Origin of the sequence: Hymenobacter aerilatus, from assembly GCF_022921095.1 — a bacterium.
GTDB classification, from domain to species: Bacteria; Bacteroidota; Bacteroidia; order Cytophagales; family Hymenobacteraceae; genus Hymenobacter; species Hymenobacter aerilatus.
Genome location: NZ_CP095053.1, coordinates 3,235,263 through 3,247,032, shown reverse-complemented (window position 1 = coordinate 3,247,032; position 11,770 = coordinate 3,235,263). Strand labels below are relative to the sequence as shown.

At 51.4% G+C, this 11,770-nt stretch carries 8 protein-coding genes; 5 read left to right on the top strand and 3 right to left on the bottom strand.

Translation table 11 applies throughout. The features are described 5' to 3' along the window. Positions 1 to 17: 17 nt before the first annotated feature. On the bottom strand, positions 18 to 3,215 hold the full coding sequence (locus MUN82_RS13565) for a TonB-dependent receptor (protein ID WP_245091235.1): 3,198 nt from the start codon (positions 3,213 to 3,215) through the stop codon (positions 18 to 20). Between the two features lie 152 nt (positions 3,216 to 3,367). Continuing rightward, positions 3,368 to 4,090 carry a C40 family peptidase gene (locus MUN82_RS13560; RefSeq protein ID WP_245091233.1) on the bottom strand — a complete coding sequence of 241 codons (723 nt, stop codon included), beginning with the start codon at positions 4,088 to 4,090 and terminating at the stop codon, positions 3,368 to 3,370. Between MUN82_RS13560 and MUN82_RS13555 the strand changes: the two genes are divergently transcribed. Next, complete coding sequence (locus MUN82_RS13555) at positions 4,089 to 5,522, top strand: FAD-binding oxidoreductase (protein WP_245091232.1); 1,434 nt, start codon at positions 4,089 to 4,091, stop codon at positions 5,520 to 5,522. The genes MUN82_RS13560 and MUN82_RS13555 overlap by 2 nt on opposite strands. Before the next feature lie 187 nt (positions 5,523 to 5,709). On the opposite strand, the gene MUN82_RS13550 is transcribed toward MUN82_RS13555, so the two are convergent. Next, entirely contained in the window at positions 5,710 to 6,198 is a 489-nt protein-coding gene (locus tag MUN82_RS13550; protein WP_245091231.1) for an acyl-CoA-binding protein, read from the bottom strand. Positions 6,199 to 6,322: 124 nt separating this feature from the next. Here MUN82_RS13550 and asnB point away from each other — a divergent pair, with 124 nt between their 5' ends. The 4 genes from asnB to MUN82_RS13530 all read left to right on the top strand — a co-directional run bounded on the left by asnB (position 6,323) and on the right by MUN82_RS13530 (position 11,484). Then, a complete protein-coding gene (gene asnB, locus MUN82_RS13545) occupies positions 6,323 to 8,230 on the top strand; it encodes an asparagine synthase (glutamine-hydrolyzing) (RefSeq protein ID WP_245091230.1) in 1,908 nt (635 codons plus the stop codon). Between the two features lie 35 nt (positions 8,231 to 8,265). After that, entirely contained in the window at positions 8,266 to 8,997 is a 732-nt protein-coding gene (locus MUN82_RS13540) for a glycosyltransferase family 2 protein (RefSeq protein ID WP_245091229.1), read from the top strand. A 68-nt stretch (positions 8,998 to 9,065) separates the two neighbouring features. Then, on the top strand, positions 9,066 to 10,403 hold the full coding sequence (locus MUN82_RS13535; RefSeq protein ID WP_245091228.1) for a UDP-glucose dehydrogenase family protein: 1,338 nt from the start codon (positions 9,066 to 9,068) through the stop codon (positions 10,401 to 10,403). A gap of 94 nt (positions 10,404 to 10,497) precedes the next feature. Further along, positions 10,498 to 11,484: a UDP-glucuronic acid decarboxylase family protein gene (locus tag MUN82_RS13530; protein WP_245091227.1), complete on the top strand. Its 987-nt coding sequence runs from the start codon at positions 10,498 to 10,500 to the stop codon at positions 11,482 to 11,484. Positions 11,485 to 11,770 lie beyond the last annotated feature (286 nt).

Here is an 11,770-nt window from a genome sequence, read left to right as displayed (position 1 = left end):
TTATAAGTACTACGTAATTAGTTGAAGATATAACGTATGCCTAATTGGCTCTGCCAGCGTGAAGCTAGAGGTGCAATTGAGTATGCTCTGTTGCCATTGCTTACGTAAGAGCTGGGGAAGGAGAAAGTGGGTTGCACATTAGGTCCCGTTGATTCTACACGTAGGATTTCAGCAGCGTTGTTGTTTACAAAGTACTGACGACCCCACTCTCTATTCAGTAGATTACCAGCATTGATGATATCAAGAGTAATCTGAATCGTATTACGTTTGCCTCCAGCCATAAAGTTGAAGTCTTGCGCAACGCGCAAATCCACTTGATGCGTCCAAGGTAAACGTGCGCCAAAACGCTCTACGTATTGACCACGATGGCTGCGTAGGTAAGGGTCGTTTTCAATAAAAGTATCAAACTCACTCTGGATTTGTGCCAAGGAACGGTTAGCAGTGCGGTCAGCAGCAGTCTGCACCAAGATTATCTCGTTAGCATCACGTACATCGCGTGGAACATATAGTAGGTCATTGCCGAAGTTGTTATCTCGGTTTAAGTCTGTATTGTTGCCATATATGTATGTGAGAGGTGCCCCAGCATAGCCTTCATACACTGCAGAAACGGTGGTAGCAAGCTTCTCGCCAGCGTAGATGAACTTATAGCCAGCAGTGGCTAATACGCGGTGGCGTTGGTCGTTGCGAGAATAACCTAGTTCCGGATTATTTGGGTCGGCTACAATCTGGTTGAACTGGAAGTTAGATGATGCCGTGCTGCTGCTGCCACTATTAATATCCTTAGCAACACCATAGGTATAAGCTAACGAAGCATTCAAACCGCTCACAAACTGCTTCTGCAATTGAGCCGTTGCATTATAACGATAGCCGCGGCTAGTATTCTGCAACAAATAAACGTTGGTATAGTCACGATTAACGCGCCTATCTCTCGTCTCAGCAGCATATACAGGCCGTTGATCCGGACCGGCTAGACGACCAACTGGAGCTGTTAAGTTGATATCTTGATAATAAATATCGTTGATGGTTTTAGAGTAAATACCCTCAACAGTAGCTACCACATCGCCGGGTAGGCGGAAATCAACTGCCAAGTTAGTGCGCCATACTTGAGGAAGCTTAAAATCCTTACCTAGCAAGTTAATCTGTGAAGTAGCAACAACATTATCACTGTAGTAGCTTGGGAAACGCGAAATGTCAGTTAGTACTCCTACTTGACCATTATCATTCTGGGTAGCTGGTGGGTTTGTCACATCAACGGCACCCTGAATTAGGCCACTGTTTGTGTAGCTGTTTGAAATCCAAACAAATGGTACTCGGCCTGTAAAGATACCGGTACCACCACGCACCTGTACTTTCGAGTCGTTGTTCACATCCCAGTTAAAGCCTAGACGCGGAGCCCATAATAGTTGGCCGCTCGGAACATTATCGGTGCGCAAATCGCTACCAAACTGAGTGGTTACGCCTTGATTGAAACCAGGCTTGTCAAAAAATACAGGAACATCAAGACGAACACCTAAAGTCAGACGTAGATTTTCTATCGGTGCGTACTGATCTTGTGCGTAGAAACCCAACTGTAAAGCTGAGAAGGCAGCTTCTCCATTGTCAGCAGTAGGGTAGGCGGCTTGAATTCGGTTTGACCGGTTATTCCGAAAATCGGCTAGCGAACGGAATGTATAGTATCCGTTGCCGTTGTTGAGAAACAGGTTACGGAATTTGTAGAATTCGTTATGCGTACCTACCGTAAGCGTATGCTTACCAAAGCCAGCTGTCAGGTTATCTGTCAATTCTACAATATCCTGATCAAGGCTATTAGCAGCTGAACTGCGCTCCGTACCAAGCACGTAGTTGTTGCCATTTTCGGTGATTTGGAACTGTGGAAACAATGTGCCAAGCGTGCTACGCTTATCGCGGATACGGTTGTAGCTCAAAATCAGCTTGTTGGAGTAGCGACCCAAGCGGCTGTTCAATTCTGCTACCGTGGTATTTGTCGAGTTGTCAAAGCGGTAGCCGTTGTTGCCAAATCGAAACAGATTAGAGGTGCGAGTAATGTTATCATCAAACGCATCAATATAATTGTGACGCAAGGTCAGCGTATTATTTTCCGACAGGTTGAAATCTAAGCGAGCGAAGATTTTATTACTCTGTGTGCGACGATTGATTTCGCCCGTCGCGCCTGCGTCGTACCCGTAGCGAGAGAGAGCCAGTGAACCAATTTCGTTGATAACGGCTGGGTCCAGAGTGGAGCCCGCAGTACCTGGTAAAAATGTGAGAGGCGTGCTATTGCGTGCTATTTCGGCATTTAAGAAAAAGAATACTTTATCCTTTACTACAGCGCCGCCTACTCGAAAACCAGTCTGGTAATTATAGAACTCATCTACGCGTGTCCGTTTGCCATCTGCGTTCTTAGTTACGCTTTTGCCAATGGTGTTCTGATTACGGCCAAAACCATAAATAGAAGCCGATAAATCATTAGAGCCTGAACGGGTTACAGCGTTGATGCCGCCACCAGCGAAGTTGCCTAATGTAATGTCATAGGGCGCTACTACTACCTGAATTTGATCAATAGCGTCAAGAGCGATAGGGTTGGTACCTGCTTGGCCACCGGGGGTACCACTGGCAGCCAAACCAAAGATGTCGTTGTTGACGGCACCATCGATAGTAATATTATTATACCGATTATTAGCTCCACCAATGGAGCTGCTACCCCCGCCATTAGCCTGGGGTGTGAGTCGAGTGAAATCGTTGAGTGAGCGGTTGAGGGTAGGTAAGTTTTGAATTTGTGCACGTCCTACGTTTGTTTCGGCTCCTGTCCGACCCGAGTTAATAACTGGGTCGCGACGTCCTGATACTACAACCTCACCTAGCTGCTGCGTTGATTCGTTCAAGTTAACATCTAGGCGTAGGTTCTGACCTAAAGTCAGGAAAATGCCATCGCGAGTTACATCCTGATAGCCAACAAATGTTACACGCACCGAGTAGGGACCACCCACACGCATACCCTGAATGTTATAGCGACCATCAGAGTTAGTAGGCGCTACATACTGCGTATTAGTAGGTGTATGCACCGCAATGATGGTAGCACCAGGTAGGCCACTGCCTGTTTGATCGGTAATAGTACCGTTCATGGCTGCCGTAGTGGCACCCTGCGACCAACCAAGCTGTACTGATATTATTGTCAGCACTAGCACAAGTAAGTTGCGTAAAAGTGTTTGTCTCATAAAGAGAAGAAATAGGTGAAAAAATGCCTGATAAGCACCGGAAAAACGCCGCAAAAGTAACGTTTACGCCGGTGTTGGTAATGTTAAGAAATTGTTACCTTATGCAGTAGTCAACCAATATGTCTCTGTCTATTATATTAAATATCAGATATTTATAATCTAGGACGCACCGCTTTGATAAACCGGCTGAGATAATAATCCGTCTCCAGACTATTCTCCGTAACGCCTAATGAGCTTGAGGCGTGGATGAATTGTACTCCTTCGGTAGTCGCTTCCGTAACCATACCCACGTGCGTAATTGTGCCACTTCCAGGATTAGCGCCAAAAAATAGCAAGTCGCCTACCTGTAAATTCTGCGGTTTCACGGGGGCGCCCCAGACAGCCTGCTCGTTAGAGGAGCGCGGAATGTCCACGTTGATGGCTGCGAAAGAATTGTAGAGAAGTCCCGAGCAATCCATACCCAGGCGTGAGGTGCCGCCAAACTTGTAGGGAGTACCTTGGTAGGAGCGGGCTGTGGCAATGACCGTCGCCATCTCGCGCGGCACATTGGCGGGTAGAGAGCTACGCTTCACCACAATTTTGGTGCGACCAGCGGGTAGAGCTTTTCGGGTTTTGGTGCGTGCTACCGGGCGGCCGCGGCTGGTGCCCCGGCGCCGGTCCTCGGCTTTCATGCGGGCCATATCGCGCGCCGAATAGTAGCGGCCGTTGCGGTAGTTTACCTTACGGGTGCCATTGCAGGCGCTGAGCCACAGCACTATCCCGAGTAAGAAAATAGTGAAAAGCCGCCGCGCCTGCTTCGAATACTGTACCTTCGCGATGGATGCCTGCATCGGCACAAAGATAGGTGAATCGGTCATTTGTTCTTTTTCTACCATGAATTTCCAGTCTCTCACTCCCGAGCTGATTGCTGCTTTCGAGCAAATAGTAGGCCCGGCGTACATTCTAACTGCTCAACACGCCGAGGTGGATGCCTACGCCGACTATGGCCGCGACCATACCGAGGACTTGCACTATGCCCCCGATGTGGTACTCCGCCCTGCTAACGCTGAAGAAATCAGCCGGATTGTACGGCTGTGCCATGAACACCATATTCCCGTCACGCCCCGCGGTGCAGGTACCGGCCTGAGCGGCGGCGCCCTACCCATACACAACGGGGTAGTGCTCAGCACCGACCGCCTCAACAAAATCATCGAAATTGATGAGCGTAACTTGCAGGCTACGGTTGAGCCAGGTGTGGTAAACGAAGCCTTTCAGCAGGCTGTGCAGGCCGTAGGGCTATTCTATCCCCCCGATCCGGCCAGCAAGGGTAGCTGCTTTCTGGGGGGCAACCTAGCCCACAGTAGCGGCGGCCCCAAGGCCGTGAAGTACGGTACCACCCGCGATTACGTGTTAAACCTGCAAGTAGTACTGCCTACCGGCGACATCATCTGGACGGCGGCGAATACGCTCAAAAACTCCACGGGCTACAACCTCACCCAACTGATGGTGGGCTCTGAGGGCACGCTCGGCATCATCACCAAAGTGGTATTCCGGCTGTTGCCCTACCCCAGGCATAATATTCTGATGCTGGTGCCTTTCCGGCAGGAGGCGCAGGCAGCAGAGGCAGTATCTGCTGTATTCCGGGCCGGTATCATTCCGTCGGGTATGGAGTTTATGGAGCGCGAAGCCATTGCCTGGTCTTCCGACTATCTTAATATTCCGCTTACGTTGCCGGAGGATATCACCGCCCACTTGCTTATCGAACTCGACGGGCAGGATTTGGATGAGTTGTACAAAGAGGCAGAGCAAGTATATACTGTGCTCGAAAACTACGACGTGGGCGAAATTCTGCTGGCCGACAATGCCACGCAGAAAGACGAGTTGTGGAAAATCCGGCGCAACATTGGTAATTCGGTGCGCTACAACTCAGTATATAAAGAGGAGGATACCGTGGTTCCACGCGCCGAACTGCCTACCCTGCTACGGGGCGTGAAGGAGATAGGAGCGCGCTACGGCTTCAAGAGCGTGTGCTATGGCCACGCCGGCGACGGCAACCTGCACGTCAACATCATCCGCGGTAACTTAGACGACGAAAAATGGAATGTGGGTCTGCGTAAGCCTATTTCCGAAATCTTTGAACTGTGCGTGAAGTTGGGCGGCACCATCAGCGGGGAGCACGGCATCGGGCTGGTACAAAAAGGCTACGTAGGCATCGCTCTGAAAGAAGCCAACCTGAATCTGATGCGTGGCATCAAGCAAGTGTTTGACCCGCACGGTATCATGAACCCAGGTAAAATTTTCGACGCACAGATAATGCAGGTTATCTGAACCACGGATTCGCTCGGATTTGTTGGATGACACGGATTTTGTGGACGATTTGCGCTGCCTCTAAAATCCATCTGTGTGATATAGTGTTATAAACAAAAGCAGCTGCCCAAATTGGGCAGCTGCTTTTGTTTTAGTCGCCTACAAAATCCGTGTCATCCGACAAATCCGAGCGAATCCGTGGTTCAGACTACTGTTTTAGCTTCAATTCGTCCTCGCCGCCGTAGGGCGCGCCACCATCCAGGTTGCCCCGTAGGCCACCGGGTGCTGACTGCCCTGGTTGCGGATCGTCGACGGTGGCGGTGCCGGCGGGATTCACCTGCGTAGCCGTAGCGGGCTGACCGTTGCCAGTGATGATGTTAGCTGCTTCGCCTATCGGGCCGGCAATTTTGTTGACCAGATCTATGTACTGCCGCTTGGCTTCCTCCTCGGGCAGGCCTTTATACTTACTCCACGAGTCCCACTGCGCCTGCGAGAGACCGGCCGGACCGTTGGGGTTATCGTGGTCGTCGGGGTCTACCTCGTCGTGTTTAGTGTCGTGGTCACCGTCCGTGGCTTGCTTGTAGAGACCGTAAAGGTCGGTCATGTATTCGGCGCCTTTCTCGGCAGGTAGGCTGTCTACGCGGGTAATGGCGGTTTCAAATTGTGTTTGCAGGTTTATTTGTTCTTGCAGATTCATAAGTTACAAGGGCTGAGAGTGAGCAGGTACCAAGGTGTACTAAACCAACCAAGCTTTGGTTGCGGCGTTATCTGGCACTTTATTTACGGGGTAGTCCGCAGACTTCGTACTTTTACCGCCTGCTATGTGTGGAATCACCGGAACATTCGCCTTTACCGATGCGGGCCGCACGACGCTGGCCGCCCTACCTGCCGCTACCGACGCCATAGAGAGTCGGGGACCCGATTCGCGGGGGCAATACGTCTACGACTGTGTCGGGCTGGGCTTCCGCCGTTTGGCCATTCTGGACCTCTCGGCCGATGGCAACCAGCCTATGACCGATGAGTCGGAGCGCTATACTATTGTATTCAATGGAGAGATATTCAACTTTAAAGAGCTGCGGCAGAAGCTGATAGCCAAAGGCTGTCGTTTTCATTCTCAGACTGATACCGAGGTCATTCTGCAGCTATACATCACCGAAGGGCGCAACTTTCTGAAAAAGCTCAATGGCTTCTTCGGTCTGGCGATTTACGACAAGGAAGAAAACTCCCTGTTCATTGCTCGCGACCGGATGGGGGAGAAGCCCATTTTGGTGTACCGCGACGAAGATAAGCTGCTGTTTGGCTCCGAGATGAAGTCCCTGCTGGCGTTGGGCGTACCGCGCAAGCTGGACTACACCTCGTTGAGCCACTACTTGCAGCTGAATTATATCCCCGGTCCGGCCACCATCTTCAAGGGGGTCAAGAAATTGCTACCCGGCCACTACCTCTATATCAAAGGCAAAAAGGTAGTGCGCAAGCGCTGGTACAAAGTGCCCTACGATCCTAAGAAGGTCCAGAAGAACAAGCTTAGCTACGAGCAGCAGCAGAAAAAGCTGATTGATTTACTCGACGATGCTACCTCCCGCCGCTTGGTGGCTGATGTGCCGCTGGGGGCTTTCCTGAGTGGGGGCATCGACTCGTCGGTGGTAGTAGCGCTGGCCTCGCGCCATACCCAGCACCTAAATACCTTCAGCATCGGCTACCGCGACGAGCCATTTTTTGATGAAACCAAGTATGCCAAGCTGGTAGCTGACCGCTACAAGACCAACCATACGGTTTTCTCGCTCACCAACCAGGACCTGTACGACCACATCTTCGATGTGCTGAACTACCTCGATGAGCCGTTTGCCGATTCCTCGGCACTGGCCGTGTATATCCTGAGCAAGCGCACCCGCGAGAAAGTGACCGTAGCCCTATCCGGCGACGGCGCCGACGAGCTGTTTTCGGGCTACAACAAGCACATGGGTGAATTTCAGGTGCGGCAGGGCGGTTTTAAAGCAGAAGCCGTCACGAGCCTGAACCTGTTGTGGGACGTACTGCCCAAATCACGCAACTCCTTCTTCGGCAACCGCGTGCGGCAGTTTCAACGCTTCTCGCGGGGCATGCTCAGCGGCCCCAAAGATCGGTACTGGGACTGGGCTACCTTTGCCTCGGCTACCGATGCGCGCAACTTACTGAGTCCTGCTGCCCGGCAGAAAATCAACAAGAAGCTAGCCGAGAAGCGCCGCAAGGATATTCTGCAACACCTGCACGCCGATGGCGACCTGAATGAAGTGTTGCTTACCGACGTGCAGTTGGTACTACCCTACGACATGCTGGCCAAGGTAGACCTAATGAGTATGGCCTGCTCGTTGGAAGTGCGCCCGCCATTTCTGGATCACAACGTGGTTAATTTTGCCTTCTCCTTACCCGTATCGAGCAAAATTGACGCGAACCTGAAGAAGAAAATTGTGCAGGACGCTTTTCGGCCTATGCTGCCCGAGGAGTTGTATAAACGCCCCAAACACGGTTTTGAAGTGCCTCTGCTTAAGTGGTTCCGCGGCGAGCTACGTCCTTTGATTGAGGATGACTTGCTCTCCGATGCCTTCATCGAAGCCCAGGGTGTTTTCGACGTAGAAGCCATTCGGGCGCTGAAAACCCAGCTATTCTCCCGCAGCCCCGGCGACGTGCACGCCCGTATCTGGGCACTGATTGTGTTTCAGTGGTGGTGGAAAAAGTGGATGCAGGCCTAACGAATCCACAGTATCCCTGACTTTATCTTTATTGCATGAGTTCCGTTGCGTCGGTAGGTAAGCTGTCTATTGTGATTCCTGCTTATAACGAAGGTGCAACGATTGGCAAGGTGCTAGAGCAGATAGGAGAGGTAGAGCTAATAGGTAATCTGACAAAAGAGATTATTGTGGTGGATGATTGCTCTATAGATGATACGGCGTACGTAGTGCAGCAGTATCAGGCGGCGCATCCAGACTTGCCTTTGCATTACTATAAGCACACTGTTAATGAGGGGAAAGGGGCCGCGCTGCACACGGGCATTCGCGTCGCTACCGGCGACTACCTGGTGGTGCAGGATGCTGATCTGGAGTATGACCCCGCGGAGTACAACCTGCTATTGCGGCCTGTGTTGCGCGGGGTAGCCGACGTGGTATACGGTTCCCGCTTCATGGGTGGGAGGCCGCATCGGGTGCTGTTCTTCTGGCACAGCATCGGCAATCGGTGGCTCACGATGCTGACCAACCTCTTTGCCAACCTCAACCTGACGGACATGGAGACGTGCTACAAACTTTTTCGGCGCGACATCGTACAGGGCCTGACGCTGACAGAAAAGCGCTTTGGCTTCGAGCCAGAAGTAACTCTTAAAGTAGCCCGCGTGCCTCATATACGCATCTATGAAGTAGGCATTAGCTACTACGGCCGCACGTACGCCGAAGGCAAAAAAATAAGCTGGCGAGATGGCGTGTGGGCTATTTGTTGCATTATTCGGTATGGATTATTGAGATAATCCCTGACTCTTACTCCTTTTTGTTTCACCTTTGCATTGAAGTTATACCGGACTTTTCCCCAATAATTATGAAAATTGCAGTAGTAGGTACAGGCTATGTGGGCCTTGTAACGGGTACATGCTTTGCCGAGGTAGGCATTGATGTAACCTGCATCGACATCGACCAAAAGAAAATAGATAACCTACACAAAGGCATTCTGCCCATCTACGAGCCGGGCCTGGAGGAAATGGTAAGCCGCAACGTATCGGCCGGCCGCCTGCACTTTTCCACTAATTTGAAAGAAGCCATTCAGGACTGCGACGTGGCTTTTATTGCGGTGGGCACTCCTCCCGGCGAGGATGGCTCTGCCGACCTGAAATATGTGCTGGCCGTGGCCCGGGGCATTGGCGAGAGCATGAACAACTACTGTGTGGTAGTAACCAAGAGCACAGTACCAGTAGGTACAGCGGCTAAAGTGCGTAAAGAGCTGGACGATGCGCTGGCCAAGCGCGGCGCTGCCATTGAGTTTGATGTAGCTTCCAACCCCGAGTTCCTAAAAGAGGGTGCTGCCATTGATGACTTCCTGAAGCCCGATCGGATTGTGGTAGGTATTTCGTCGGAGCGGGCCGAAGAGGTAATGAGTCGCCTGTACAAGCCATTCCTGCTCAATGGACACCCCATTATCTTTATGGATATTCCGTCGGCGGAAATGACAAAATACGCCGCCAACTCTATGCTGGCCACCAAGATTTCGTTTATGAACGACATTGCCAACTTGTGCGAAATCATGGGTGCTGATGTGAACATGGTGCGCAAAGGCATTGGCTCCGATGCACGTATCGGCACTAAGTTTATCTATCCTGGCATTGGCTATGGCGGCTCTTGCTTTCCCAAAGACGTGAAGGCCCTGATCAAGACCGCTTCTGAGAACGGCTACGAGATGCAGGTGCTAAAGGCGGTGGAAAGCGTGAACGACGCCCAGAAAGAGGTGTTGTTCGATAAAGTAAGCAAGCACTTTGGAGGAGAGCTAGCCGGTAAAAAATTTGCTGTGTGGGGCCTGTCCTTCAAGCCCAAAACCGACGACATGCGCGAGGCGCCTTCGCTGGTTATTATTGAAAAGCTGCTGGCCGAAGGCAGCACTGTATCGGCCTACGATCCAGTAGCGATGGAAGAAGCCAAACACTCGCTCGGCGACCGTATCACCTACGCCAAAGACCCCTTCGAAGCACTGGTAGACGCCGACGCTCTGCTGGTAGTAACGGAGTGGCCAGAGTTCCGTTCGCCTAGCTTCGAGGTGGTAGGTAAGCTGTTGAAGGACAAAGTTATTTTCGATGGCCGCAACATCTACGATCCAGCCGAACTACGCGCACTAGGTTTTGCCTACCACTGCATTGGCGTGAAGACTGCCCATAAAGAGCCAGCTTAGTTTTCAATTCGTGATGTGTAGTTTTTGGGCTCAGGCTTAAACGCATTTTTGCCTTTGCCAAGAACCAAAAACGAAGAACCAACAACCAATAATTATGTCCGACAAAAAACGCGTATTGATTACGGGCGGAGCCGGTTTTCTGGGCTCTCACCTCTGCGACCGGTTCCTGGCGGAAGGCTACCACGTAATTGCCATGGATAACCTGGTAACCGGCGACCTTCAGAACATCGAGCACCTGTTTGGGAAAGAGGACTTCGAATTTCATCACCACGATGTGTCGAAGTTCGTCTTCGTGCCTGGCAAGCTAGATTACATCCTGCATTTCGCCTCGCCCGCGTCGCCCATCGATTATCTCAAGATTCCGATTCAGACCCTGAAAGTAGGCTCTCTAGGTACGCACAATCTGTTGGGGCTGGCCCGCGTGAAAGGTGCCCGTATGCTTATTGCCAGTACCTCGGAGGTATACGGCGACCCGGAGATTCACCCACAGGTAGAAGAGTATTTCGGTAACGTAAATCCCGTAGGGCCCCGCGGTTGCTACGATGAAGCCAAGCGCTTCCAAGAGGCCATCACGATGGCCTACCACAACCACCACGGTCTGGAAACCCGCATCGTACGCATCTTCAATACCTACGGCCCCCGCATGCGTCTCAACGATGGCCGCGTACTACCCGCATTCTTGTCGCAAGCCCTGCGCGGCGAGAGCCTAACGGTTTTTGGCGACGGTTCGCAGACCCGCTCGTTCTGCTATGTCGACGACCTCATTGAGGGGATCTACCGGCTGCTGCTATCAGATTATGCCCTACCCGTCAACATCGGCAACCCGTCGGAGATTACTATCAAGGAGTTCGGCGAGGAAATCGCCCGGTTGACGGGCGTCGAGTTTAAGCCCGACTACCGTCCGCTTCCCGAAAACGACCCTATGAAACGCCGTCCGGATATCACTAAAGCCAAAGAAATTCTGGGCTGGGAACCGAAGGTAGACCGCTCCGAAGGCCTGCGTCGCACGTTGGAGTATTTCAACGAGCACGTAAGCGAGGTAATGGCTGGTAAAGTTGATAACACACCGCGCAGTTTTTAGAATTGTACTAAGACTGGCTTATACTAACTAAGGGTAGCTTCATAGGACACTAACTTTAAGTATTCTAAGCCGGAAATAAATGCTGCTTATTCACGACGGAAGCACCTTTGCCATGCTAAGTAAAAGCGGTAAAGGTGCTTCTGTTGTGTGCAATAGGTTGGCTGGAGACGATGATGGCCCCTCCCACTATGCTACAGCTTTTTAATTAGCCATAGCAACCAATCAACTCGTAGGCGGTACATAAAATCTGCCTATTCTATAACTGTAATTTGCAACAAAAAAAGCA

Coding starts and splice junctions, on each gene's coding strand:
- MUN82_RS13565 (WP_245091235.1), bottom strand. CDS start 3,215: ATGAGACAAACACTTTTACGCAACTTACTTGTGCTAGTGCTGACAATA.
- MUN82_RS13555 (WP_245091232.1), top strand. CDS start 4,089: ATGAATTTCCAGTCTCTCACTCCCGAGCTGATTGCTGCTTTCGAGCAA.
- MUN82_RS13560 (WP_245091233.1), bottom strand. CDS start 4,090: ATGGTAGAAAAAGAACAAATGACCGATTCACCTATCTTTGTGCCGATG.
- MUN82_RS13550 (WP_245091231.1), bottom strand. CDS start 6,198: ATGAATCTGCAAGAACAAATAAACCTGCAAACACAATTTGAAACCGCC.
- asnB (WP_245091230.1), top strand. CDS start 6,323: ATGTGTGGAATCACCGGAACATTCGCCTTTACCGATGCGGGCCGCACG.
- MUN82_RS13540 (WP_245091229.1), top strand. CDS start 8,266: ATGAGTTCCGTTGCGTCGGTAGGTAAGCTGTCTATTGTGATTCCTGCT.
- MUN82_RS13535 (WP_245091228.1), top strand. CDS start 9,066: ATGAAAATTGCAGTAGTAGGTACAGGCTATGTGGGCCTTGTAACGGGT.
- MUN82_RS13530 (WP_245091227.1), top strand. CDS start 10,498: ATGTCCGACAAAAAACGCGTATTGATTACGGGCGGAGCCGGTTTTCTG.